This is a genomic window from Agrobacterium tumefaciens, from assembly GCF_031801495.1.
Lineage (GTDB): Bacteria > Pseudomonadota > Alphaproteobacteria > Rhizobiales > Rhizobiaceae > Agrobacterium > Agrobacterium tumefaciens_K.
Window position 1 is genome coordinate 64340 of the sequence record NZ_JAOEGC010000002.1, and the last position, 24856, is coordinate 89195.

25 protein-coding genes and 1 tRNA gene are annotated in these 24856 nt (G+C 58.4%); 15 read left to right on the forward strand and 11 right to left on the reverse strand.

Translation table 11 applies throughout. The features are described 5' to 3' along the window. The first annotated feature begins 143 nt into the window (after window positions 1-143). The 5 genes from N7578_RS09745 to N7578_RS09765 all read left to right on the forward strand — a co-directional run bounded on the left by N7578_RS09745 (window position 144) and on the right by N7578_RS09765 (window position 4189). Window positions 144-1127 (forward strand): tripartite tricarboxylate transporter substrate-binding protein, encoded by a 984-nt coding sequence (locus N7578_RS09745; protein WP_311110158.1) that lies wholly within the window; start codon window positions 144-146, stop codon window positions 1125-1127. Between the two features lie 163 nt (window positions 1128-1290). Further along, a complete protein-coding gene (locus N7578_RS09750) occupies window positions 1291-1752 on the forward strand; it encodes a tripartite tricarboxylate transporter TctB family protein (RefSeq protein WP_311110159.1) in 462 nt (153 codons plus the stop codon). A 9-nt stretch (window positions 1753-1761) separates the two neighbouring features. Further along, window positions 1762-3267, forward strand: a complete 1506-nt coding sequence (locus N7578_RS09755; RefSeq protein WP_311110160.1) for a tripartite tricarboxylate transporter permease — start codon at window positions 1762-1764, stop codon at window positions 3265-3267. Between the two features lie 144 nt (window positions 3268-3411). Further along, the gene (locus N7578_RS09760; protein ID WP_311112453.1) at window positions 3412-3624 is read left to right on the forward strand and encodes a SlyX family protein; all 213 of its coding nucleotides are present in this window, start codon (window positions 3412-3414) and stop codon (window positions 3622-3624) included. 10 nt (window positions 3625-3634) lie between these two features. Then, on the forward strand, window positions 3635-4189 hold the full coding sequence (locus N7578_RS09765) for a DUF924 family protein (RefSeq protein WP_311110161.1): 555 nt from the start codon (window positions 3635-3637) through the stop codon (window positions 4187-4189). 65 nt (window positions 4190-4254) lie between these two features. Here the strand turns inward: N7578_RS09765 and dnaJ are convergent, their stop codons facing one another. The 3 genes from dnaJ to N7578_RS09780 form a co-directional block, all read right to left on the reverse strand. Beyond that, on the reverse strand, window positions 4255-5391 hold the full coding sequence (gene dnaJ / locus N7578_RS09770; protein ID WP_311110162.1) for a molecular chaperone DnaJ: 1137 nt from the start codon (window positions 5389-5391) through the stop codon (window positions 4255-4257). 90 nt (window positions 5392-5481) lie between these two features. Then, a complete protein-coding gene (gene dnaK / locus N7578_RS09775; RefSeq protein WP_311110163.1) occupies window positions 5482-7389 on the reverse strand; it encodes a molecular chaperone DnaK in 1908 nt (635 codons plus the stop codon). Between the two features lie 324 nt (window positions 7390-7713). Further along, window positions 7714-7803 (reverse strand) — tRNA-Ser (locus N7578_RS09780). A 220-nt stretch (window positions 7804-8023) separates the two neighbouring features. Between N7578_RS09780 and N7578_RS09785 the strand changes: the two genes are divergently transcribed. The 10 genes from N7578_RS09785 (at window position 8024) to deoA (ending at window position 17243) form a co-directional block, all read left to right on the forward strand. After that, on the forward strand, window positions 8024-8341 hold the full coding sequence (locus N7578_RS09785; protein ID WP_311110164.1) for a hypothetical protein: 318 nt from the start codon (window positions 8024-8026) through the stop codon (window positions 8339-8341). A gap of 68 nt (window positions 8342-8409) precedes the next feature. Further along, on the forward strand, window positions 8410-9060 hold the full coding sequence (gene msrA, locus N7578_RS09790; RefSeq protein ID WP_311110165.1) for a peptide-methionine (S)-S-oxide reductase MsrA: 651 nt from the start codon (window positions 8410-8412) through the stop codon (window positions 9058-9060). A gap of 214 nt (window positions 9061-9274) precedes the next feature. Next, on the forward strand, window positions 9275-10267 hold the full coding sequence (locus N7578_RS09795; protein WP_311110166.1) for a BMP family ABC transporter substrate-binding protein: 993 nt from the start codon (window positions 9275-9277) through the stop codon (window positions 10265-10267). Between the two features lie 81 nt (window positions 10268-10348). Next, entirely contained in the window at window positions 10349-11854 is a 1506-nt protein-coding gene (locus tag N7578_RS09800; RefSeq protein ID WP_311110167.1) for an ABC transporter ATP-binding protein, read from the forward strand. Window positions 11855-11861: 7 nt separating this feature from the next. After that, complete coding sequence (locus N7578_RS09805) at window positions 11862-12965, forward strand: ABC transporter permease (RefSeq protein ID WP_311110168.1); 1104 nt, start codon at window positions 11862-11864, stop codon at window positions 12963-12965. A gap of 6 nt (window positions 12966-12971) precedes the next feature. After that, complete coding sequence (locus N7578_RS09810; RefSeq protein ID WP_311110169.1) at window positions 12972-13943, forward strand: ABC transporter permease; 972 nt, start codon at window positions 12972-12974, stop codon at window positions 13941-13943. Window positions 13944-13947: 4 nt separating this feature from the next. Then, on the forward strand, window positions 13948-14355 hold the full coding sequence (locus N7578_RS09815) for a cytidine deaminase (RefSeq protein ID WP_311110170.1): 408 nt from the start codon (window positions 13948-13950) through the stop codon (window positions 14353-14355). Next, window positions 14352-15152 (forward strand): purine-nucleoside phosphorylase, encoded by an 801-nt coding sequence (locus tag N7578_RS09820; protein ID WP_311110171.1) that lies wholly within the window; start codon window positions 14352-14354, stop codon window positions 15150-15152. Before N7578_RS09815 ends, N7578_RS09820 begins: the two co-directional genes overlap by 4 nt. 2 nt (window positions 15153-15154) lie before the next feature. Continuing rightward, window positions 15155-15928 carry a deoxyribose-phosphate aldolase gene (gene deoC, locus N7578_RS09825; RefSeq protein ID WP_311110172.1) on the forward strand — a complete coding sequence of 258 codons (774 nt, stop codon included), beginning with the start codon at window positions 15155-15157 and terminating at the stop codon, window positions 15926-15928. A gap of 4 nt (window positions 15929-15932) precedes the next feature. Continuing rightward, complete coding sequence (deoA, locus tag N7578_RS09830; protein ID WP_311110173.1) at window positions 15933-17243, forward strand: thymidine phosphorylase; 1311 nt, start codon at window positions 15933-15935, stop codon at window positions 17241-17243. On the opposite strand, the gene N7578_RS09835 is transcribed toward deoA, so the two are convergent. The 8 genes from N7578_RS09835 to cyoB all read right to left on the reverse strand — a co-directional run bounded on the left by N7578_RS09835 (window position 17236) and on the right by cyoB (window position 24844). After that, window positions 17236-17745: a TIGR02281 family clan AA aspartic protease gene (locus tag N7578_RS09835; RefSeq protein ID WP_311112454.1), complete on the reverse strand. Its 510-nt coding sequence runs from the start codon at window positions 17743-17745 to the stop codon at window positions 17236-17238. The two genes, deoA and N7578_RS09835, sit on opposite strands and share 8 nt — an antisense overlap. A 131-nt stretch (window positions 17746-17876) precedes the next feature. Further along, window positions 17877-18506: a uracil phosphoribosyltransferase gene (gene upp / locus N7578_RS09840; protein WP_311110174.1), complete on the reverse strand. Its 630-nt coding sequence runs from the start codon at window positions 18504-18506 to the stop codon at window positions 17877-17879. A 101-nt stretch (window positions 18507-18607) separates the two neighbouring features. Continuing rightward, window positions 18608-19585 (reverse strand): adenosine deaminase, encoded by a 978-nt coding sequence (locus N7578_RS09845; RefSeq protein WP_311110175.1) that lies wholly within the window; start codon window positions 19583-19585, stop codon window positions 18608-18610. Next, window positions 19582-20802, reverse strand: coding sequence for a phosphopentomutase (locus tag N7578_RS09850; RefSeq protein ID WP_311110176.1), 1221 nt, complete (start codon window positions 20800-20802; stop codon window positions 19582-19584). Before N7578_RS09850 ends, N7578_RS09845 begins: the two co-directional genes overlap by 4 nt. A 101-nt stretch (window positions 20803-20903) precedes the next feature. After that, entirely contained in the window at window positions 20904-21674 is a 771-nt protein-coding gene (locus N7578_RS09855; protein ID WP_311110177.1) for an SURF1 family protein, read from the reverse strand. 122 nt (window positions 21675-21796) lie between these two features. Beyond that, window positions 21797-22207 carry a cytochrome o ubiquinol oxidase subunit IV gene (cyoD, locus tag N7578_RS09860; RefSeq protein WP_311110178.1) on the reverse strand — a complete coding sequence of 137 codons (411 nt, stop codon included), beginning with the start codon at window positions 22205-22207 and terminating at the stop codon, window positions 21797-21799. Further along, window positions 22207-22833: a cytochrome o ubiquinol oxidase subunit III gene (gene cyoC / locus N7578_RS09865; protein ID WP_311110179.1), complete on the reverse strand. Its 627-nt coding sequence runs from the start codon at window positions 22831-22833 to the stop codon at window positions 22207-22209. Before cyoC ends, cyoD begins: the two co-directional genes overlap by 1 nt. Window positions 22834-22837: 4 nt before the next feature. Then, window positions 22838-24844, reverse strand: a complete 2007-nt coding sequence (gene cyoB, locus N7578_RS09870; RefSeq protein WP_311110180.1) for a cytochrome o ubiquinol oxidase subunit I — start codon at window positions 24842-24844, stop codon at window positions 22838-22840. Between the last annotated feature and the right edge of the window lie 12 nt (window positions 24845-24856).

Sequence of the window (24856 nt, forward strand, 5' to 3'; positions counted from 1 at the left end):
AGCGCGATGTGATAACAAAAGCGTACTGCACGGTGACAGCATCGTTGATGTGCAGCCGTTCCGGATCGCAAATGGATTACCCCGGTCGCCATGGAGGAGCATGCGCGGCTGAAGTGGCGAACATTTTCATCCGGGAGGAATCGATGAAAATACTGAAGACAGTCACCGGCCTGGCGGCCGCCGCTGCCGTTTCCCTTTTCGCTTTGGCCGCATCGGCCCAGAACTATCCCGAACGCAACATCACCATGGTCGTACCTTTTGCGGCTGGTGGTCCTACCGATACGGTTTCCCGGCTTGTCGCCGAAGCCATGTCGAAGGATCTTGGCCAGCAGATCATCATCGAGAATGTTGGCGGCGCTGGGGGCACGCTGGGTGCCGGTCGAGTGGCCGCAGCTGATCCGGACGGCTATACGGTGCTGTTGCACCACATCGGCATGGCGACGAGCGCCACGCTCTATCGCAAGCTCGCCTACGATACACTGAATGCCTTCGAGTATGTCGGGCTGGTAACGGAAGTTCCGATGACCATCCTGTCGCGCAAGACGCTCGAGACGAACGACCTTAAAGGTCTGATCGAATACGCCAAGGCAAACAAGGACAAGGTGACGGTCGCCAATGCCGGTATCGGCGCTGCGTCACACCTGTGCGGCATGCTGTTCATGAGCGCCATCGAGACACCGCTCGTCACCGTTCCCTATAAGGGCACTGGTCCGGCCATGACCGACCTTCTTGGTGGGCAGGTCGACATTATGTGCGATCAGACGACCAACACGACGAAGCAGATCCAGGGCGGCACGGTGAAGGCTTACGCGGTCACCACGGCCAAGCGCCTTGACGTGCTGCCGGATGTGCCGACGGCCGTCGAAGCCGGTCTGCCGAACTTCGAGGTTGGTATCTGGCACGGCGTTTATACGCCGAAAGGCACGCCCGCCGAAATCAACGAGAAGCTCTCCAAGTCACTTCAGGTCGCTCTGAAGGATCCCAACGTCGCGGCCCGTTTTGCCGAGCTTGGCACCGTTCCGTCGCCTGAAGGCGATGCGACGCCAGCCGCCCTCAAGGCAAAGCTGGAAAGCGAAATCGCACGCTGGAAGCCGGTGATCGAATCGGCGGGACAATACGCCGACTGATCGTGACGGACCGTGACCGGCGGTTTGGATCGGCATGACAAAAAAGTGTACGCGGTTTTCGCCTGAAATCCCGCTCTCACATTTTGAGTCAAGCCGCCGGTTTCTTCCACGTTTCGACAGCACGGGCGCGTCTGCGACCGTCCGTTTCGGAGGGACATATCTTATGAAATCATTCATTGTTGATCCTGCGGAGGCCTTGTGTGGAGCGATTTTTATCGGTCTTGGCATTGCATTCGCATGGCAGTCTTATGAGCTCGACATCGGCACGGCTTTTCGTATGGGACCGGGATATTTCCCGCTGCTCCTGGCGCTTGTCCTGATTGTTCTTGGCGGCGTGATCTTTCTTCGGTCCACGCGTGTGCGCGGTGAGGCCGTCGGCGCCATCGCATGGCGCGGCATTTTCTTCATTTTGCCTGCCCCGATCTTTTTCGGCTTTACCGTTCGCGGCCTCGGTTTCGTCCCGGCGCTCTTTTTCAGCGCGCTTATCGCTTCGTTCGCCTCACAAAAGATGAAACCGTTGATGGCGATCCTGCTTTCGGCGGCGATTACCGTCTTTTCGGTCGCGGTCTTCAATTATGGCCTTGGCCTGCCCTTCCAGCGCTTTGGCCCCTGGCTGAAATTTTGAGGTCTGAGCATGGATCTGTTCAATAATCTTCTGCTGGGGTTCAGCACCGCGTCGTCGATAGAGAACCTGTTCTTCTGCTTGATTGGCGTGCTGCTCGGAACCCTGATCGGCGTTTTGCCGGGGATCGGTGCTACCGCGACGATTGCCATGCTGCTCCCCATTACTTTCCAGCTTGAGCCGGTATCGTCGCTCATCATGCTCGCCGGCATCTATTACGGCGCGCAGTATGGCGGCTCGACCACGGCGATCCTCATCAACATGCCGGGTGAGTCATCCTCCGCGGTGACCGCGATCGACGGCTACCAGATGGCGCGAAAGGGCAAGGCCGGTGCGGCGCTCGCCATTGCGGCAATCGGGTCGTTTTTCGCCGGAACGGTGTCCACCTTTCTCGTGGCGATCTTTGCGCCGCCGCTGACGGCGATCGCGCTGGAATTCGGCGCGGCCGAATATTTCTCGCTGATGGTGGTCGGCCTCGTTTCCTCGATTGCCCTTGCCCATGGTTCCATCGTCAAGGCGCTGGCCATGGTCGTGCTTGGGCTGCTGCTCGGTCTGGTGGGAACGGATATCTACAGCGGTGCGCCTCGCTTCACGCTCGGCATTCGGGAATATGCGGACGGCCTGAACTTCGTTGCCGTGGCGGTCGGTGTTTTCGGTATAGCCGAAATTCTCCGCAACCTCGAAAATGAGCATACGCGTTCGGTACTGATCGCCAAGGTCAGCGGCCTGATGCCGACGAAGGAGGATTTCAAGCGCATGATCGGACCCGTGCTGCGCGGCACGGCCATCGGTTCGGCGCTTGGCATCCTGCCGGGGGGCGGCGCCATCCTCGCGGCGTTCGCATCCTACACGGTGGAAAAGCGCGTCTCCAAAACACCGGAAGAATTCGGCCATGGTTCCGTTGCCGGTGTGGCCGGTCCCGAATCCGCCAACAATGCGGGCGCACAGACGTCGTTCATTCCGCTGCTGACGCTCGGCATTCCTGCCAACCCGGTGATGGCGCTGATGATCGGGGCCATGATCATTCAGGGCATCGTGCCCGGTCCGAACGTTGCGGCAGAGCAGCCAGCTCTGTTCTGGGGCATCATCGCCTCTATGTGGATCGGCAACCTGATGCTTGTCGTCCTGAACCTGCCGCTGATCGGCCTTTGGGTGAAGCTGCTGACGGTGCCTTATTACGTTCTCTTCCCCATCATCATGGCGTTCTGCGCCATCGGGGTCTACAGCGTCAATTCCAACGTGTTTGATCTTTATGCCGTCGCCTTCTTCGGCTTCATCGGTTATGTCCTGGTGAAACTGCGCTGCGAACCCGCCCCGCTTCTTCTGGGATTTGTTCTGGGGCCGCTTCTGGAGGAAAACCTGCGTCGTGCCATGATCCTGTCGCGTGGCGATCCGTCGACCTTCGTGACCCGGCCGATCAGCGCTACGCTGCTTTTGATTGCGCTAGTGGTTCTGGTCGTCGTGTTCCTGCCCAGCGTCAAGGCGAAGCGCGAAGAGGTATTCCAGGAAGAAGGCTGATATCTCGCGGCTGAAACGAAAGCCGATGAGGGAGACCTCATCGGCTTTTTGTTTTGTGGCGCATTAAATAGAGTTCGGCCGGATAAGGTTATGATTGACTTTGAAGCGGTGAGCACCAAGGAAGGACAGGAAAGAGAGGTCGCCATGACGTCACAAACCGAAAATCGCATCCTCGCCCTCGAGGAGACGATCGCGCATCAGACAAAGACCATCGAGGAACTGTCGGATCAACTGGCGGAGCAGTGGAAGGTCGTTGAGCAGACCCGTGCAAAGCTCGACCGGTTGACGGAGAGGTTTTTGAGCCTCGAGGAACAATCGCTGGAAGCGCCCGCCATCACCCGGCCACCGCATTATTGAGAGGCATATCATGAACACCGCCGTGTTGCCGGTTTCCGCCGTCGATGTTCTCACGTTCTGGAAGGATGCGGGACCGGAAAAATGGTTCGAGAAGGACGCGCATTTCGACGCCTCCTTTCACGACCGATTTCGTGAACTTCATTTCGCTGCCGCCCGTCAGGAACTGGAAAGCTGGCTTGAAGCGCCGGAAAGCAGCCTTTCTCTCATCCTTCTTCTTGATCAGTTTCCCAGGAATTGCTTCCGGGGAACGGCACATATGTACGCTACCGATCCGCTGGCACGTCATTACGCGCGTGACATTCTCAGGCGCGGCCATGACCAGGCGATAGATGCGGAGCTTCGTATTTTCGTCTATCTCCCCCTCATGCATTCAGAATCTCTAGCGGATCAGGAGCTCTGCTGCGAACTCTGCGAACCGCTGGGCGAGCGTTACCTGCCTTTTGCAATCGAGCATCGCGATATCGTCAAACGCTTCGGCCGTTTTCCGCACCGCAACGATATATTGCTGCGGGAAACGACGCCGGATGAAAGGCGATACCTGGACGATGGCGGTTTTGCCGGCTGAGACCGCAACAAAAAAGCCGCCATCCCGGAAGATGGCGGCTTCATATCTCATTTGATCCCCCACGATCAACCGTCGAAGAATTCCTTCATGCGGGCGAAGAACCCGGCCGATTCCGGATTGTTCTCCTTGGAGGAGAGCTGCTCGAATTCCTGCAGCAGTTCACGCTGACGCTTGCTGAGCTTCTGCGGCGTTTCGATCTGGATCTGGATGTAGAGATCACCCGTCTGCGCCGAGCGCAGCACAGGCATGCCCTTGCCCTTCAGACGGAACTGTTTGCCCGCCTGCGTGCCCTCAGGCACGGTCACACGAGACTTGCTTCCGTCGAGTGTCGTTACATCGAATGTGCCGCCCAGTGCCGCCGTCGTCATGGAGATCGGCACGACGCAATAGAGATCGGCGCCATCGCGCTGGAAGAACTCATGCGGACGCACGGACAGGAAGATGTAGAGATCACCCGCCGGACCGCCGCGCATACCGGCCTCGCCTTCGCCCTGCAGGCGAATGCGCGTGCCGTCTTCGATGCCCGATGGGATGTTGACGGACAGCGAACGCTCTTCCGTCACGCGTCCCTGACCATGGCACTTGCCGCAGGGGTCGGAAATCGTCTGGCCGCGACCGTGGCAGGTGGGGCAGGTGCGCTCGACGGAGAAAAAGCCCTGTGCTGCACGCACGCGACCCGAACCCTGACAGGTGCCACAGGTCTTCGGCTGCGTGCCGGGCTTCGCGCCAGAACCGGAACAGATGTCACAGGTGATCGAGGTCGGAACCCGGATCTGCGCCGTCTTGCCGGTAAAGGCTTCTTCCAGCGAAATTTCCATGTTGTAGCGCAGATCGGCGCCGCGTTCGCGACCGCCCGAAGACCGGCGCGCCCGGCCGCCGCCCATCATCTCGCCGAAGATATCTTCGAAGATGTCCGAGAAGCCGCCATTGGCGAAACCGCCGCCGCCGAAGCCGCCACCGCCGCCCATGCCGCCATTTTCAAACGCTGCGTGGCCGAAACGGTCATAGGCTGCCCGCTTCTGGGGATCCTTCAGCGTTTCATAGGCCTCATTGATTTCCTTGAATTTCTTCTCGGATTCGGCGTCGTCCGGGTTTTTGTCCGGATGATATTTCATAGCGAGCTTGCGGAAGGCGCTTTTCAGCTCTTTTTCGTCCGCGGTCTTGCTGACGCCAAGTGTTTCGTAAAAGTCTGCTTTCGCCATTAAGGTAACAAGCCCCGAAAATGGATTTCCGGCTGCCCTTTGGCAGCCGGATTTCTTTCATGCATCGGTTGGATACAGGATGCCACGCGATTAAGCGGACTTCTTGTCATCCTTGATTTCTTCATAGTCGGCATCGACGATACCGTCATCCTTGCCGCCTTCGGCGCCTGCTTCACCGGCTTCCGCCTGCTGTGCCTCGTAGATGGCCTGACCGAGCTTCATCGAAACTTCCATAAGGGTCTGGGTCTTGGCCTGGATGTCGTCGGCATCCGGCTCGGACGCTTCAACAGCCGTCTTCAGGCTCGCGATGGCATCTTCGATCGCCTTGCGGTCGGTCTCGGAAACCTTGTCGCCATATTCCTTCACCGACTTCTCGGTGGAGTGAATGAGGCTTTCAGCCTGGTTCTTGGCTTCAACCGCTGCACGGCGCTTCTTGTCGGCTTCCGCGTTGGCTTCGGCGTCCTTCACCATCTTCTCGATGTCTGCGTCAGACAGACCACCAGAAGCCTGGATGCGGATCTGCTGTTCCTTGCCAGTGCCCTTGTCCTTGGCAGAAACCTGCACGATGCCGTTGGCGTCGATATCGAAGGTGACTTCGATCTGCGGAACGCCACGCGGTGCCGGGGGCAGGCCGACGAGGTCGAACTGGCCGAGCAGCTTGTTGTCCTGAGCCATTTCGCGTTCGCCCTGCGAAACGCGGATGGTCACGGCCGACTGGTTGTCTTCGGCGGTGGAGAAGGTTTGGCTCTTCTTGGTCGGGATCGTCGTGTTGCGATCGATCAGACGGGTGAAGACGCCACCCAGCGTTTCGATGCCGAGAGACAGCGGGGTTACGTCGAGCAGCAGAACGTCCTTGACGTCGCCCTGCAGAACGCCTGCCTGAATGGCGGCGCCCATGGCAACCACTTCATCAGGGTTGACACCCTTGTGCGGCTCCTTGCCGAACAGCTGCTTCACGACTTCCTGAACCTTCGGCATGCGGCTCATACCACCGACGAGAACGACTTCATCGATCTCGGAAGCGGAAACGCCGGCATCCTTGAGGGCTGCCTTGCACGGTGCGACGGTACGCTGAACGAGGTCGTCGACCAAGCTTTCGAACTTGGCGCGCGTCAGCTTGAGCGTCAGGTGCTTCGGACCGGAGGCATCAGCCGTGATGAACGGCAGGTTGATTTCGGTCTGCTGTGCGGAGGACAGTTCGATCTTTGCTTTTTCGGCAGCTTCCTTGAGGCGCTGCAGAGCAAGCTTGTCGTTCTTCAGGTCGATGCCCTGATCCTTCTTGAATTCGTTCGCGAGGTATTCGACCAGACGCATGTCGAAGTCTTCACCACCGAGGAAGGTGTCGCCGTTCGTCGACTTCACTTCGAAGACGCCGTCGCCGATTTCCAGAACCGAAATATCGAAGGTACCGCCACCAAGGTCGTAAACGGCGATCGTCTTGCCGTCCTTCTTGTCGAGGCCGTAAGCAAGCGCAGCCGCGGTCGGCTCGTTGATGATGCGCAGAACTTCAAGGCCGGCGATGCGGCCGGCATCCTTGGTCGCCTGACGCTGTGCATCGTTGAAGTATGCCGGAACGGTGATGACGGCCTTCTCGACCTTTTCACCAAGATAGGATTCAGCGGTTTCCTTCATCTTCTGAAGGATCATCGCCGAGATCTGGGCCGGAGAATAATTCTTGTCCTGTGCCTTCACCCATGCGTCGCCGTTGTCGCCCTTGACGATTTCGAAGGGCACCAGGCCCTTGTCCTTCTCAACGGTCGGATCGTCGTAGCGACGGCCAATGAGGCGCTTCACCGCAAACAGGGTGTTGGTCGGGTTGGTGACCGCCTGACGCTTTGCAGGCTGGCCGACCAGACGCTCGCCATCGTCGCTGAACGCGACCATGGAAGGGGTCGTGCGAGCACCTTCCGCGTTTTCAATAACTTTAGTGTCCTTGCCGTCCATCACTGCGACGCAGGAGTTGGTCGTGCCAAGGTCGATACCGATTACTTTTGCCATGCTCTTCTCTCCTTGAAGCGAACCGTCGGAACCCCGGAAGGCATTCCACTGACGATTCCTTGACTTGGATTTGCAACATTCGCTGCAGTTCTGCGGCGTATATAAGGAGCGATTTTTCCTGCTGCAAGGCGCAAGACGGACAGGAACGCAGCAAAAAATGCACGATCTTCTCCGGCCACGAGCCTTTTCTCTCTTTGGTATTCAGGGGGGCTGGAATGCACAGCTTCGGCAAAATGATCCGTCTCGGCTCGATATTGCGCAAAGAGCCGACATGACACGCTTGCAGGAAGCGCATTTTGACAAGGGAAACGATCTCGATAGAAATGGCGGACAGGGTGGGATTCGAACCCACGGTACGCTTTCACGCACACACGCGTTCCAGGCGTGCGCCTTAAACCACTCGGCCACCTGTCCTTCGGGAAATCTGCATGTTTGGGTGAATGCAAATCACTGGAACGGCGCGATATATATAGATGAATTCGTGAGGATCAACCCGAATCTGACAGTTTTTTGAAATGTCGGCAATTTCCTGCGCTAAGACTTGATTGCAAAGCGCTTTTTTCGCCTTTATCGGTGCCTTATGTATTCTTGGATGAGCGCGTCGGAGCGCCGAAGCGGAGCAAAGGTGCCCTTGATGAAAGCTTTTTTGCGATTTCTGAGCTTTCTGTTCCTTGCGGCGGCGATTGTTCAGGGTGTTTTCGATTCGATCCGTTCGGTGTCGACGTCTTCGATCAATGTCACGGGCCTGCTGCCTCTCTGGAGTTATGCTTTTCCTTCATCTGCCGCCATGGTGGAAACGGCTGTGGCTCACTATATTCACCCCGAAGCGTGGCGCTGGATCGAGAATGCCCTCACGATATTGCCGGCCTTTGCTGTTCTTCTGCTTCTCTCCCTGCTTTGCTGGATGATGGGCTACAGGAAACAGAAGGCGTCGAGATATTCGGCGGTCTAGTCGGAAAAGCGCCCGCGGACATTGTGAAACCCTGAAATCGGCCTCGGTAGGCCGTAAGGAGGACAAGAATGTTCCTGTTCGATACCTTTGAAAAGAAAACCACGATGCCGACGGCGCAAACGGCCCTGCCGGGCCGCGATGAGGCGCTCATTATCCCTGAGAACCATTTCGTCAACGGCAGGCCATTGAAAGGGCCATACCCGGACGGTCTGGAAACGATCTACCTCGGAATGGGGTGCTTCTGGGGCGCCGAGCGGCTTTTCTGGAAAACGCCGGGTGTCTGGGTGACGGCGGTTGGATATGCCGGTGGTTTTACCCGCAACCCGACCTATCAGGAAACGACAACGGGCCAGACCGGACATGCCGAGGTCGTCAAGGTTGTCTACGATCCCGCCCGGATTTCACTGTCGGCGCTCCTGAAGATCTTCTTCGAGGAGCATGATCCGACACAGGGAATGCGGCAGGGCAATGATGTCGGCACAACCTATCGCTCCGTCATCTACGCGACGACGGAAGGGCAGCTTCAGCAGGCACAGAGGGTGCGCGACACTTTCCAGCAATCGTTGAGCACGGCTGGCCATGGTCGCGCCATCACCACTGAGATCGAGGAGTTGGATACGTTTTACTACGCTGAAGACTATCATCAGCAATATCTTGCCAAGAACCCGGGTGGCTACTGCGGTTTGAGGGGAACAGGCGTAACCTGCAATATTGATTAGATTTTTCGCAGTCTGCACCGGTGGAAAGATGAAAAAAACGTCAGTTTAAAGTTTTTCCACCGGGTCAAAAAAACCGGATGAATTTTTCGTTGAGCCATGCAAGGATGCGTGCCAAGCACAGCTGGAGATAACGGCTGGCGGTTCCGCAGACATTCCCGGTCAACGGGTTTGCGGGAGGACCCTATAACATCAATTGCAACAACAGGGCTGCAAAATGAAAAAATCGCTTCTGACGCTTTTCGCCATGGCGGCAATGTCGGCCTCCGCACTCGCTGCGGACATCAAGCCGGCTCTCGTCTATGGTACGGGTGGCAAGTTCGACAAGTCCTTCAACGAAGCCGCTGCGGCTGGCGCTGAAAAGTTCAAGGCGGAAACCGGTATCGAGTTCCGCGATTTCGAACCCACCAGCGACACGCAGGGCGAACAGGCAATCCGCAACTTCGCCAGCAAGGGCTTCAACCCGGTCGTGGCCGTTTCCTTCGCCTGGACTTCGGCAATGGAAAAGGTCGCTGCCGAGTTCCCGGACACCAAGTTCGTGATCGTCGATTCCGTTGTCGAGCTGCCGAACGTGCGTTCGGTCGTTTACAAGGAAGAAGAAGGCTCCTACCTCGTCGGCCTTCTGGCTGGAATGGCCTCCAAGACCGGCAAGGTCGGCTTCGTCGGCGGTATGGACATCCCGCTGATCCGCAAGTTCGCCTGCGGTTACGCACAGGGTGCCAAGGCTGCCAACGACAAGATCGAAGTCTTCCAGAACATGACCGGCACGACTGGCGCTGCCTGGAATGACCCGGTTCGCGGCGGTGAACTGACCAAGAACCAGATCGACCAGGGCGCTGACGTGATTTACGCGGCTGCCGGTGCCACCGGTCTTGGCGTTCTGCAGACCGCTGCCGACAACAAGAAGTTTTCGATCGGCGTCGACTCCAACCAGAACCACCTCCACCCGGGCTCTGTCCTCACCTCAATGGTCAAGCGCGTCGACCTTGCTGTCTACAATGCCTACAAGGATGCCAAGGACGACAAGTTCACGGGCGGCGTCACGGCTCTCGGCATCAAGGACGATGGCGTTGCCTACGCTTTGGACGACAACAACAAGGCCCTGATCTCGCCTGAAATGGCGGCTGCGGTCGACAAGGCCAAGGCTGACATCATTGCCGGCACCATCAAGGTTCACGACTACATGTCGGATAACTCCTGCCCGAAATGATGTGATATTTATCGGGGCGCATGGTGCTTGCCATCTTGCGCCCTTTTCATATCCAGTCCTCGGAGACGTTTCGGTTTAGGTATGGACCCAGCAATTGAACTCGTGGGCATCGACAAGAAATTCGGTGCCGTTCACGCTAACAAGAATATCAACCTGACGGTCGCCAAGGGGACGATTCACGGCATCATTGGTGAAAATGGTGCCGGTAAATCGACCTTGATGTCGATTCTCTACGGCTTCTATCATGCGGATTCGGGAGAAATCCGCATCAATGGTGCTCCGGTTTCTATTCGCGACAGCCAGGCCGCGATCAGCGCAGGCATTGGCATGGTGCACCAGCACTTCATGCTCGTTGAAAACTTCACCGTGCTTGAAAACGTGATGCTGGGTGCCGAAGCAGGAGCACTGCTTGCCCGCGGCACGGCGGCGGCGCGCAAGGAACTGAAACGTCTCGAAGACGACTACGGCCTGGAGGTCGATCCCGATGCGGTGATCGAGGAACTGCCGGTCGGTCTGCAGCAACGCGTCGAAATCCTCAAGGCGATGTATCGCGGTGCTGAAATTCTGATTCTGGACGAGCCGACGGGTGTTCTGACGCCCGCCGAAGCAGACCATCTGTTCAAGATTCTCGGTGTCCTGCGCGATCAGGGGAAGACCGTCATTCTCATCACGCACAAGCTGCGCGAGATCATGGCAATTACCGATTCCGTGTCCGTCATGCGCCGCGGTGAAATGGTCGCCACGCGCAAGACCTCGGAAACCACAGTCGAGGAACTGGCCGAACTGATGGTTGGCCGTCGCGTTCTGTTGCGCGTGGAGAAAGGACAGGCGACACCCGGCGATGTGTTGCTGTCGGTCCGGAACCTTACCGTCAAGGACAGCCGTGGCGTCACGATGGTGGACGACGTGTCTTTCGACGTTCGCGCTGGAGAAATCGTTGGTATCGCCGGTGTGGCGGGCAACGGGCAGTCGGAATTGCTCGAAGCAATCGCGGGTATCCGCAAACCGCATTCCGGTGACATATTCGTGGACGGCCAGAAGGTGGATCGTGTTGATCCGGCACTTCTACGCAAGCTTGGCCTGGCCCACATTCCCGAAGACCGCCATCACATGGGGCTGGTTCTGAAATTCGAGGAATACGAAAACTCGATTCTCGGCTATCACCGCGATGAACTTTACGGCAAAGGCCCGTTTCTCAATCCTGAGGCGATCCGCAAGGATGCCGTCGAGAAGATCGAAAAATACGACATTCGCCCGCCGAACCCGCGGCTGAAGACCGCCAATTTTTCCGGCGGCAACCAGCAGAAGATCGTCGTTGCCCGCGAGATCGAGCGCGATCCGAAAATGCTGATCATCGGCCAGCCGACGCGCGGCGTGGACATCGGCGCCATCGAATTCATTCATCGCCGCATCATCGAAATGCGCGATGCTGGAAAGGCCATTCTGCTCGTTTCGGTCGAACTCGATGAAATCCGTTCGCTTTCGGACCGGATTCTGGTGATGTTTGCCGGTCGCGTCGTTGGAGAAAAAACGGCGGAAGCCGAAGAACAGGTTCTGGGCCTCATGATGGCCGGTATCGCTGCATGAGGCATGAATGAGTACTGCTTCCGTACCCCTACCAAACTGGATCAGCTACGGTCTTTTGCCGTTGCTGAATGTTGTGACGGCGTTTTTCATTTCCGGCCTCGTTGTCTGGTCGATCGGTGAAAATCCGTTTGACGCGCTGCGGCTTCTGATCGAAGGCGCGCTTGGTCGCGGCGATGCCATCGGCTTCACGCTGTTCTATACGACGAGCTTTATCTTTACCGGCCTGTCGGTCGCCGTGGCTTTCCATTCGGGTCTTTTCAACATCGGTGCGGAAGGCCAGGCCTATGTCGGTGGCCTCGGTGCTGCGCTGGTGGCTCTGGCGCTCGACCGATACGTGCCATGGTACGTGACAATGCCATTTGCCGTCATCGGTGCGGCGCTTTTCGGGGCTGTCTGGGCCTTCATTCCCGCATGGCTGCAGGCAAAACGTGGTAGCCACGTCGTGATCACCACCATCATGTTCAACTTCATCGCAGCGGCCCTGATGGTCTATCTGCTGGTGAACGTGCTGATCGTGCCGGGCAAGATGGCGCCGGAAACGCGGACATTCCTAGCCGGTGGTCAATTGCCAAAACTGGACTGGCTGATGGCACTTTTCGGTCTGAAGCTCGGGCCCGCGCCGTTCAACGTCTCGTTTCTCATCGCGCTCGTCATGTGTTTCGTGGTCTGGGTGCTGATCTGGCGCACCAAGCTCGGTTATGAAATGCGCACCCTCGGCATCAGCCCGTCTGCTGCCGTTTATGCCGGCATTCCTTATGCGCGCACGGTCATCGTCGCCATGCTGATTTCCGGCGGTCTGGCGGGCATGATGGCACTGAACCCGGTTATGGGGGCATCCGCACGCCTGCAGGTGGAGTTCGTGGCTGGCGCGGGCTTTGTCGGTATCGCGGTGTCGCTGATGGGTAGAAGCCATCCGCTCGGCATCGTGTTTTCCGCGCTGCTCTTTGGCATTCTCTATCAGGGCGGCGCCGATCTTTCGTTCGAAATGCCCAATATTACCCGTGAGATGATCGTGGTCATTCAGGGTCTGGTGATCCTGTTTGCCGGTGCGCTGGAATATATGTACCGGCCTGCGATCGTTCGCATCTATCAGCGTCTGGTAAAGGGGTGATCCGCGATGGAATTCTTCGATATGCTGGTCAGCATCCTCGGCTCGACCGTCCGTCTGACCATTCCTCTGCTCTTCACCGCGCTTGCGGGGCTGTTTTCCGAGCGCGCCGGTGTTTTCGATATCGGTCTTGAGGGCAAGATGCTGGCGGCGGCCTTCGCTTCCGCCTGTGTCGCCTACCTGACTGGCAACGCATGGGCCGGCCTTGCCGCAGGCATCGGTATCTCGATCTTCTTTTCGCTGGTGCATGGCTTTGCCGTCATCACCAACCGCGGCAACCAGATCGTATCCGGCGTTGCGCTGAACTTCATCGCCGCCGGTCTGACGGTGGTGCTGGGGCAGGCATGGTTCGGACAGGGTGGGCGCACGCCGCAATTGTCGGGAGAAGGTCGCTTTACCCCGATCATCCTGCCAGGTGCAGACGCCATGCGCGAGGTTCCGTTTATCGGGCCGCTCTACGCCAACGTCATTTCCGGTAACAATATCCTGACCTACCTTGCCTTTCTAGCCGTGCCGCTGTCCTGGTGGGTACTTTACCGTACGCGTTTTGGCCTGCGTCTTCGTGCCGTGGGTGAAAATCCGGGCGCCGTCGATACCGCCGGTATCTCGGTGACATGGATGCGCTTCCGTGCCGTTATCGTCGCTGGTTTTCTGTGTGGTTTTTCGGGCGCCTATCTTGCCGTCGCGCAATCAGCTGCCTTTATCGCCAACATGTCCGCTGGCAAGGGCTACATCGCGCTGGCCGCGCTGATCTTCGCGAAGTGGAAGCCTGTGCCGGTCATGTTCGCCTGCCTGCTTTTCGGTTTTCTGGACGCCTTCGCCAACTTCATGCAGGGCAAGTCTGTGCCGGGCATCGGCGAGGTGCCGGTGCAGATCTTCCAGGCCATGCCCTATATCCTGACCTGCATTCTGCTGGCCGGTTTCATCGGTGTTGCCAAGCCGCCGAAGGCTGGCGGCGTTGCCTATTCGAAGGAGCGTTGAGCCCATGTCTCGTGATCCGATGTCCCACGCATTGTTCGAGGCGGCGAAAGACGCCATGACTTTTGCCCACGCGCCCTATTCCAAATTTCCGGTCGGTGCGGCGATCCGCGCCGATGACGGGAAGATTTACAAGGGTGCGAATATCGAGAATCTCTCGTTTCCGCAGGGCTGGTGCGCAGAACCGACGGCCATCGGCGCGATGGTCATGGGCGGCGCAAAACAGATCAGAGAAATAGCGGTGATTGCCGAAAGGCTGGCGCTTTGCCCTCCTTGTGGCGGTTGCCGCCAGAAGATTGCCGAATTCGCGACCTCCGAAACGAAGGTCTATCTGTGTGACGAAACCGGCGTGCAGAAGGTCCTGACCATGGATGAGCTTTTGCCGCTGGCTTTCAAGACCGAGGCTATCGGATGACGGACACGCTGATCGATATTCTGGTCAGGCGGCTGAACGGTCTTATGCCGCGTGTCGCCATCGTGCTCGGCTCGGGATTGGGATCGCTGGTTGAAGAAGTCGATGAGGCGATCCGTGTTCCCTACGCTGAGTTGCCGGGCTTTCCGGCAAGTGGTGTCTCCGGCCACGCGGGTGAACTGGTTGCCGGTTATCTCGGCGGTGAGCCGGTCATCATGCTGTCTGGCCGCGTGCATTATTACGAAAAGGGTGATCCGGCCGCCATGCGTGCCGTGATCGAAACACTGGCCGGGCTTGGTGTACAGACGCTGATCCTGACCAATTCCGCAGGTTCCGTAAGGGAAGACATGCCACCCGGGTCAGTGATGCAGATCACCGATCACATCAACTATTCCGGCATGAACCCGCTGATCGGCGAAGAAAGCGATCGCCGTTTTGTCGGCATGACCACGGCCTACGATGCCGATCTGATCCTTTCGATGCGCAACGCGGCCATTCGTACGACGGTGCCGTTGTTCGGCGGTGTCTACATGTGGTTTTCCGGGCCGAGTTTTGAAACTCCGGCGGAAATTCGCATGGCTCGGCTGCTGGGTGCCGATGCCGTTGGCATGTCCACCGTGCCGGAAGTCATCCTCGCGCGCTTTTTCGGGATGCGCGTTGCCGCCGCATCCGTTATTACGAATTACGGCGCGGGAATGACCGGCGCGGAACTGAGCCATGAGGAAACCAAAGACATGGCTCCGGTGGGCGGCAAAAGACTTGCAGCCATCCTTAAAGAAATGATCGCAGGAGGAGCGTGACCATGGAACTCCAGCGCCCGCGCGAAGCGGCTGCCCTTACCCTGTCCCTGCTGGACCTGACCAACCTCAAGGACGACTGCACGCCGGAGCAGATTGCCGCCCTGTGCCAGAGGGCGCATTCGGAATATGGCAGCACCGCCGCGATCTGCATCTGGCCACGTTTTGTGGCGCAGGCGCGGGCAGCCTTCGGGAAAGATCACACGATCCGCATCGCCACGGTCGTCAATTTCCCTTCGGGCGATCTTGATGTTTCAACGGTTGTTGCTGAAACCGAAGCGGCCATTCGCGACGGTGCCGATGAGATCGATCTTGTCATTCCCTATAGAAAATTCATAGCAGGCGATGAAAACTCCGTTTCGGAGATGGTGGCCGCTGTTCGCAAGGCATGCGTCGCACCGGTGCTTCTGAAGGTGATACTTGAAACCGGCGAACTGAAGGACAAGGCCCTGATCCGCCGTGCGTCTGAGCTTGCCATCGCTGAAGGCGCCGATTTCATCAAAACGTCTACCGGCAAGGTCTCGGTCAATGCGACGCTGGAAGCGGCGGATATCATGCTGCAGGCGATCCGTGACAGCAAACGGAAGGTCGGCTTCAAGCCGGCTGGTGGTATCGGCACGGTCGCCGATGCGACGCTTTATCTACGACTGGCGGAAACCATCATGCAGCCGAACTGGGCCATGCCCTCTACATTCCGCTTTGGTGCATCCAGCCTGCTGGACGATGTCTTGAACGTGCTGGCGGGTGGAGAACCCGCCAAGGCCGCCAGCGGATATTGATCCCTTGATCCCGCAGGAGATCATCCGCCGCAAGCGAGACGGACTGCACCTCGACCGGCAGGAAATTTCCGATTTCATAAAGGGCTTGTCGGCTGGGGAGATTTCCGAGGGGCAGGCGGCCGCCTTCGCCATGGCCGTCTTCTTTCGGGGCATGAGCCGGGACGAAACGGTAGCGTTGACGCTCGCCATGCGCGACAGCGGCGATGTTCTCTCATGGAACGATATCGGCAAACCCATCGCAGACAAACATTCGACCGGCGGCGTGGGTGACAATGTCTCGCTGATGCTGGCCCCCATCGTAGCGGCCTGCGGGCTTGCGGTTCCGATGATTTCGGGCAGGGGGCTCGGCCATACGGGTGGCACGCTGGACAAGCTGGAAGCCATCCCCGGCTATAACGTCATGCCGGATGAGGCGACCTTCCGCAAGACGGTGAAAGAGGCGGGATGTGCGATCATTGGCCAGACCGGTGATCTCGCTCCGGCGGATAAAAGGCTTTATGCCATTCGCGATGTGACGGCGACGGTCGATTCCGTGCCGTTGATAACTGCCTCCATCCTGTCAAAAAAGCTGGCCGCTGGTCTGCAAACGCTTGTGCTCGACGTCAAGGTCGGCAATGGCGCATTCATGCAGGACATCGCGGAGGCACGCAGCCTGGCGCGCTCGCTGGTGGATGTGGCGAATGGCGCCGGATTGCCGACAACGGCCTTGATAACCGATATGAACCAGCCGCTGGGCGACGCGGCGGGTAATGCCGTCGAAATCGTCAATTGTCTGGATTTCCTGAGCGGTCGAAAGGCCGGAACGCGTCTGGAGGATGTTGTCCTGTCTTTCGCGGCGGAGATGCTGGTGCAGGGCGGCACCGCGGTGACCATTGAAGAGGGCAGGGCGAGGGCTGAGCAGGCTTTGTCTTCCGGCCGCGCCATGGAGGACTTTTCGCGCATGGTCGCGGCGCTTGGCGGTCCTGTGGACTTCGTGGAGCGATCCGGGAGTTACCTGCCTCTGGCGCCTGTCATTCGCCCCGTTCCGGCAGATTGCGAGGGTTGGCTTACGACGTGCCAGACGCGCGACGTTGGACTGATTGTCGTAGAGCTTGGCGGCGGACGCAGAAAGCCGTCAGACACGGTCGATCATGCTGTCGGCATATCGGGCCTCCTGCCGCTGGGCAACAGGGTAGAGAAGGGCGAGCCTATAGCCTTCGTGCATGCTGCATCGGAGGATGCGGCTGCATATGCCATCGGCAGGTTGCAGAGTTCCTACGCGATTGGAGAGCTTGCGCCCGATAGTGGCCCTGTCATTTGCGAGCGGATTATCTGACGAGCCGCATTTCGTCACCCGTCACCTTGAATGACGACAGCTGTTTCAGAAAGCTCATGCCGATGAGGGTTTTGCTGAGCGCGTTGTCTTTCAGCACCATGGCATCGACGTTTTGAACGCGGATAGCGCCTATTTCCACGCGATCCAGCCGCACATAAGCGGCCTTGGTTTTACCGTTGGCCGTGGAGATCGGATATTTGAAGTCGAGGCTGTTGACGCCGAAGCCGAGCCGCCGGGCAGTCGACTCATTGATCGCGACCATCGATGCGCCGGTGTCGACAAGACCATCGAGCGGCCTGCCGTTGATGCGGAAGGACGCATTGAAGTGGCCGATTGTATCGGCTTTCAGGCTGACGGTGCCAAGTGATATCGGCTGTGGCTTTGCGGGTTCGGCTTTTTCGGCGTCCGGGGCAGGCCGCGGCTGAAGCTTTTCGACAAGTCCCGGAATCTGCGTCGCGCTCACGGAAAGGCCGACAAGAAGGAAAATCGCACGCGCCAGCAATCGATGCTCCAGGAAAACGGGTTGGTTCACTGGAAGCATAGTCCGCAAAGGCTGGCGAAATCCTGAATCAAAACGCCATCCGCCGCGGTTCAGGCGGCAAATGGCGCAAAGGGTTAAGTTTCGGTGAAGTGTTACTTCGTGCCGTACATACGGTCGCCGGCGTCGCCCAGACCCGGAACGATATAGCCCTGTTCATTCAGGCGACGGTCGATGGAGGCGGTGAAGATCGGCACGTCCGGATGGGCTTCGCGGAAATTCTTGATGCCTTCCGGTGCTGCCAGCAGGCAGAGGAAACGGATGTTCTTCGCGCCGCGTTCCTTCAGCTTCTCGACCGCCGCGATCGAGGAGTTTCCGGTGGCCAGCATCGGGTCGACCACGATGATGAGACGTGCGTCCAGGCTCTCCGGTGCCTTGAAGTAATATTCGACGGCTTCCAGCGTTTCATGGTCGCGATATACGCCGATATGCGAGACGCGGGCGGAAGGAACAAGCTCCAGCATGCCTTCCAGCAGACCGTTTCCAGCACGCAGGATCGAGGCGAAAACCAGCTTCTTGCCTTCGAGGACAGGTGCCTCGATGGTTTCCAGCGGCGTGTCGATCGTTTCCGTCGTCATTTCCAGATCGCGCGTCACTTCATAGCAGAGCAGCGTCGAGATTTCGCGCAGCAGACGACGGAACCCGGCCGTGGAGGTTTCCTTCTTGCGCATGATGGTGAGTTTGTGCCGCACCAGCGGATGATCGATAACTGTAACGCCGTCCATGAAAACTGGCCTTCCCTCGTTTCTTTTAATGCTTTTCTAATTCACCGAAAGCGTGGCTTTCGCAAGTGTTGTCGGGTGTTTTTATCCCGCCATCCTGCCTGTTAAACCGAATCCAGCTTCGCTATCAGCCTTGCCCGTGTTGGTTCGTCCAGAAAGGCGCACTGAAGCGCGGTTCTGGTCATGTCGTTGATTTCGGCATCGCTGAAACCGAACGTTTCCGAGGCGAGTTCGTACTCCCGCACCAGCGATGTGAAGAAGAACGGCGGATCGTCAGAGTTGATGCAGACACGCACGCCAGCATCGCGAAGCTGCTTCAGCGGATGGCTTTCGAAATCTGGATAGACACTGAGGGCGATGTTCGAGCCCGGGCAGACTTCCAGAACAGTGCCGCTATCAGCAAGCCGGGCCACGAGATCGGCGTCTTCAATGGCGCGTACGCCGTGGCCAATGCGCGACGGCTTCACGAGGTCGAGTGCGTCCGTCACGCTGAACGGGCCGCAGACCTCGCCGGCATGGATCGTCAATCCCAAACCCGCGTCACGGGCAACGTCGAAGGCACGGGCATAATCTGCGACCCGGCCCATACGCTCTTCGCCCGCCATGTTGAAGCCGGTGACGAGGGGATGTGCCGTTCGTGCCGCATATTCGGCCGCCGCAATCACGCGGTCTGGGCCGAAATGCCGTTCGCCTGTCACGATGATGCGGGCTTCGATACCTGTCTTTTCCTTGGCCGCGCGAATGCCTTCGGCGACACCAGCAAGATAGGCGTCTGCACCAAGACCGATGCGATCGCCGTGATCGGGCGAAATGATCAGTTCGCTGTAGATTGTATTGGCGGCTGCAAGCTCGGTCAGATAGGTTTCTGTGAGGACGGCATAGTCCTCATCCGTCTTGAATACCTGCGCAACCGCATCATAGCAGCGGATGAACTCGGCAAAATCCGACCAGACGTATTCTCCGTCGCGAAGAAAGCTGCTGGTGTCGATGCCGTATTTCTGCGCCTGTTTTTCAACGAGGGCAGGCGATGCCGCCCCTTCGAGATGGCAGTGGATTTCCGCTTTCAGCAAATGCGATGTCAAATGAAGCTCCTGCCGTGAGAACCGGCGTCTATTCCAAGGTGGCGGGCAATGCTCTCGCCGATATCGGCGTAAGAAGACCGGATACCGAGATCGCGGGAACGGATGCCTGGTCCGAAGGCCATGATCGGCACACGTTCGCGGGTATGATCCGTGCCGCGCCACGTCGGGTCGCAGCCGTGATCGGCGGTGAGGATGGCGATGTCTCCCGGTTTCATCTTGCGGTGAATTTCCGGAATGCGGGCATCGAAGGCTTCGAGTGCCGCAGCATATCCCGCGACATCGCGGCGGTGGCCGTAGTTCATGTCGAAATCGACGAAGTTGGTGAAGACCAGATCGCCGTCATCGGCTTCGTCTATCGCCTGCAGGGTCGCATCCATCAGCGCGGCATTGCCGTTTGCCTTGATGACGCGGGAAATCCCCTGATGCGCATAGATGTCGCCAATCTTTCCGATGGCGTGGACCTTGCGGCCCGCTTCGACCAGCCTGTCGAGAAGCGTCGGCTCTGGCGGCGGAACGGAGAAGTCGCGGCGATTGCCGGTGCGCTCGAAGGTGGCGACTGTCTCGCCGACGAACGGCCGGGCGATGACGCGGCCTATATTCAGCGGATCGAGCAGCTTTCGAACCACCTGGCAGAAGGCGATCAGCCGCTCCAGACCGAAATGGGTTTCATGCGCCGCGATCTGGAAGACGGAATCCGAGGATGTGTAACAGATGGGCTTGCCGCTGCGGATATGTTCTTCGCCGAAACGGGCGATGATATCCGTCCCAGAGGCATGGCAGTTGCCGAGAATGCCCGGCACATTGCCCTCTTCGCAGATCGAGGCGACAAGTTCCGGCGAAAAGGCGTCGCCTTCGCTCGGGAAGTAACCCCAATCGAACGTCACGGGGGTTCCGGCGATTTCCCAATGGCCGGAGGGTGTATCCTTGCCTCTGGAAACCTCGCTGGCACAGCCATGCAGGCCGTAAATCCGTTCAGGCAACTCCATGCCCGCAGGTTGGTCACCGCTCGCCAGTTCTGCGATATTGAGAAGCCCGAGCGATGTCATGTTCGGCAGTTTGAGCGGGCCGGAGCGCAGACCGGCACGATCGGCGGCACCAGCCGCGCAGAACTCGGCGATATGGCCCAGCGTGTTCGATCCGAGGTCGCCGTACTGTTCCGCATCCGGCGCGCCACCCACGCCGAAGGAATCAAGAACCAGAAGAAAAGCACGTGCCATGTGTCACCACAAAAAAGCGCGGCAGGACATGCCGCGACGGAAAACGATTTATATAGAGCATCGCAGCCCGAACTGTGAAACGCTTTGTTGATCCGGCCGGGTCAGTCGTCCTGTGCGAACCGCTTCGGCGCGTTCAGGTTACGCTTGACGTACCAGCCCGCCGCGACCACCATCGCCGCCAGTATATACCAGGTCACGGCATAGGAGAGATGGTTGTTGGGGAAGGTCAACATGGTCTTTCCGCCGACTGGCAGGCCGCCCGGATTGGCCGCCGCGTCGGCATCGACATAGAACGGTGCGGCGTTCGCCAACCCCTTGGCGGCCGATATCTGGGCGATGTTGCGGGAATACCAGCGATTGTTGGCGGGATCGTTGGTCCGCAGGAAAAGGCCACCGGTTTCCGGAGCACGCATCAGCCCCACCACATCGACGCGGCCTGCAACCTCGCTTTCAGGGCGGGTGGAAGGATCACGCTTGTCACTGGGAACGAAACCACGATTGACGATGACGAGGGAGCCGTCGTCGCGTTGCAGCGGTGTTAGCACCCAGTAGCCGGGGCCGAGATCGGAAACGGTGTAGACCTGCACCTCGTTCTGATGGAGATACGTGCCGGAAAGGCGTACGCGGCGATATTCATATTCGGCAGGATCGGTGAGTGATGGCCATTCGCCTTGCACGGGTGCGTCAACCGGGGCGGCGTGGGCACGGTCCTCGACGCGGGCGACGAGATCGAGCTTCCACGACAGACGCTTGACCTGCCATGTGCCAAGAACCAGCAGGCAGGCGGTGAGAACGACCGTCATGAGGATGACGACGATGGCCGCCGGGCGGATGCGTTTGCTGCTGTTGCCGGTTTCTTCTCGGACGTTCATGAGCGTGGTGATCCTAAAGGAAAAGCCCACGAATCCGCTCTCCGAATTCATGGGCTTTTCTGTTTTTCGGAGAGGCAGCCCGCAGGTGCTGCGGGCTGTAGATTGTATGCGGTCCTTGCCCGTCAGGGCATGTTGCGCATCTGCTCCATGGTCATCGTCGGCATCATGTTCTTGTTCATGTTGTACATGACCCAGAGCGAGCCGACGAGAGTGATCATCACGACAACCAGCGTGAAGAGCAACGACATGAAGACCCAGCCGCCCTGCGACTTGGTGTTCATGTGCAGGAAGTAGATCATGTGCACGAAAACCTGGATCATGCCGAGGACCATGATGACGAGCACCGTCGTCGTGCGGTTGTCGAGGACGTCGCCCATGACCAGCCAGAACGGAATGGCCGTCAGGATGACCGAAAGAATGAAGCCGATCATGTAGCTCTTGAAGGAGCCGTGATCTTCTCCGCTGTCGTGGTGATGATCGTGGCCATGGTCATGCGAATGACCGTGGTCGTGTGCGTGTGTGTTCGAACCCATCACAGAACTCCAACCAGATAGACGAAGGAAAAGACGCCGATCCAGATGACGTCGAGGAAGTGCCAGAACATGGAAAGGCACGTCAGGCGGCGCATGTTGGCCTCATGCAGGCCGAACTTCTTCACCTGCACCATCAGCGTCACCAGCCAGATGACACCGAAGGTGACGTGCAGACCGTGCGTGCCTACCAGCGCGAAGAACGCGGAAAGGAACGCTGAACGCTGCGGGCCAGCACCTTCATGGATCAGGTGATGGAACTCGTAGAGTTCGAGGCCGAGGAACGCCAGACCGAAGAGGCCGGTGATGCCGAGCCAGATCAGGGTCGAATTGACCTTCTTCTTCTGCGCTTCCAGCATGGCGAAGCCATAGGTGATGGACGAGAACAGCAGGAAGCCGGTGTTGATGGCGACCAGTTTGAGGTCGAACAGATCCGCGCCGGATGGACCGGCCGCATAGCTGCGACCGACCACGGCATAGGTTGCGAAGAGCGTTGCGAAGATAAGGCAGTCGCTCATCAGATACAGCCAGAAACCTAGCGACGTGCCGTTTTCCGGATGGTGGTCTTCCTTCAGGTAGAAGACCGGCTTTTCCGCGCCATCGGCGGTTTGGACAGGTGCTTGAGACATTCTGTTACGCCTGATTTGCGAGCAGCTTCGTACGTTCTGCTTCTACTTCCGTTACATCCGATGCCGGAATGTAATAGTCGCGATTGTAGTTGAAGGTGTGAGCGATCGAGGCCGCGATGATGGCGAGCAGGCTCAATGCCGCAAGCCACCAGATATGCCACACCAGAGCGAAGCCGAGCACGACGTTGATAGCGCTGATTATGACGCCCGCGCCGGTGTTCTTCGGCATGTGGATGGAGATGAAGCCGTCCACAGGACGCTCTGCGCCGCGTTTTTTCATGTCCGCGAACGCATCGACGTCATGCACGACAGGCGTGAAGGCGAAGTTGTAGGCCGGCGGAGGAGAAGACGTCGACCATTCCAGCGTGCGACCGTTGTAGGGGTCGCCCGTCAGGTCGCGCAGCTGTTCGCGCTTGAAGAAGCTGACAATGAGCTGGATGACGAAGCAGGCGATACCCAGAGCGATGAGGAAGGCACCGAATGCCGCGATGACGAACCAGATCTGCAGCGAGGTATCTTCGAACTGGCTGAGGCGGCGGGTAACCCCCATCAGGCCGAGCGCGTAGAGCGGCATGAAGGCGACGTAGAAGCCGATGAACCAGAACCAGAAGGACAGCTTGCCCCAGAAAGGATCCAGACGATAACCGAAAGCCTTGGGGAACCAGTAGACGATGCCGGCCAGCACGCCGAAGACCACACCGCCGATGATGGTGTTGTGGAAGTGGGCGATCAGGAACAGCGAGTTGTGCAGTACGAAGTCCGCCGGAGGAACGGCCAGCAGAACGCCGGTCATGCCGCCGATGACGAAGGTGATCATGAAGCCGACGGTCCACAGCATCGGCACATCGAACTTGATGCGGCCCTTGTACATCGTGAACAGCCAGTTGAAGATTTTCGCACCGGTGGGGATCGAGATGATCATCGTCGTGATGCCGAAGAAGGCATTGACACTGGCGCCCGAACCCATGGTGAAGAAGTGGTGCAGCCAGACGATGTAGGCGAGAATGGTGATGACCACCGTCGCGTAGACCATCGAGGCATAACCGAAGAGGCGCTTCTGCGAGAACGTCGAGACGATTTCCGAGAAGATGCCGAATGCCGGCAGAACCAGGATGTAAACTTCCGGATGACCCCAGATCCAGATGAGGTTGACGTACATCATCGGGTTGCCGCCGAGATCGTTGGTGAAGAAGTTCGTACCAACGTAACGGTCAAGCGTGAGGAGGGCGAGCGTGCCGGTCAGGATCGGGAACGATGCCACGATCAGGATGTTCGAACACAGCGAGGTCCAGACGAAGATCGGCAGACGCATCATGGTCATGCCCGGCGCGCGCATCTTGATGATGGTCACGATCAGGTTGATGCCCGATAGCGTCGTTCCCACACCGGCGATCTGAAGGCCCCATATGTAGTAGTCCACACCCACGCTCGGGCTTCCCTGAATACCGGAAAGCGGCGGATAGGCAAGCCAGCCCGTCTGGGCATATTCGCCGATGAAGAGCGAGATCATCGTGATCACCGCGCCAGCCGTCGTCATCCAGAACGAGAAGTTGTTGAGGAACGGGAAGGAAACGTCACGTGCGCCGATCTGCAGCGGAATGACGTAGTTCATCAGACCCGTGATCATCGGCATCGCCATGAAGAAAATCATGATGACGCCATGCGCCGTGAAGATCTGGTCATAGTGATGCGGGTTCAGATACCCTTCGGAACCACCGGAGGAAATCGCCTGCTGCAGACGCATCATGATGGCGTCGGCAAAGCCGCGGAACAGCATGACCAGAGCGAGAATGATGTACATGATACCGATCTTCTTGTGATCGATAGAGGTAAACCATTCTTTCCAGAGATAGCCCCAGAGCCGGAAATAGGTAATGAGCCCGAGGAGGGCGATGCCGCCGACGGCGACGCCCGCGAAGGTGGCAATGAGAATGGGCTCATGCAGAGGGATGGATTCCCACGTCAGCTTTCCAAGAAGGAACGACGACGTTTGATCGGTGGTAGCGACCATTTTAGCCTCTTG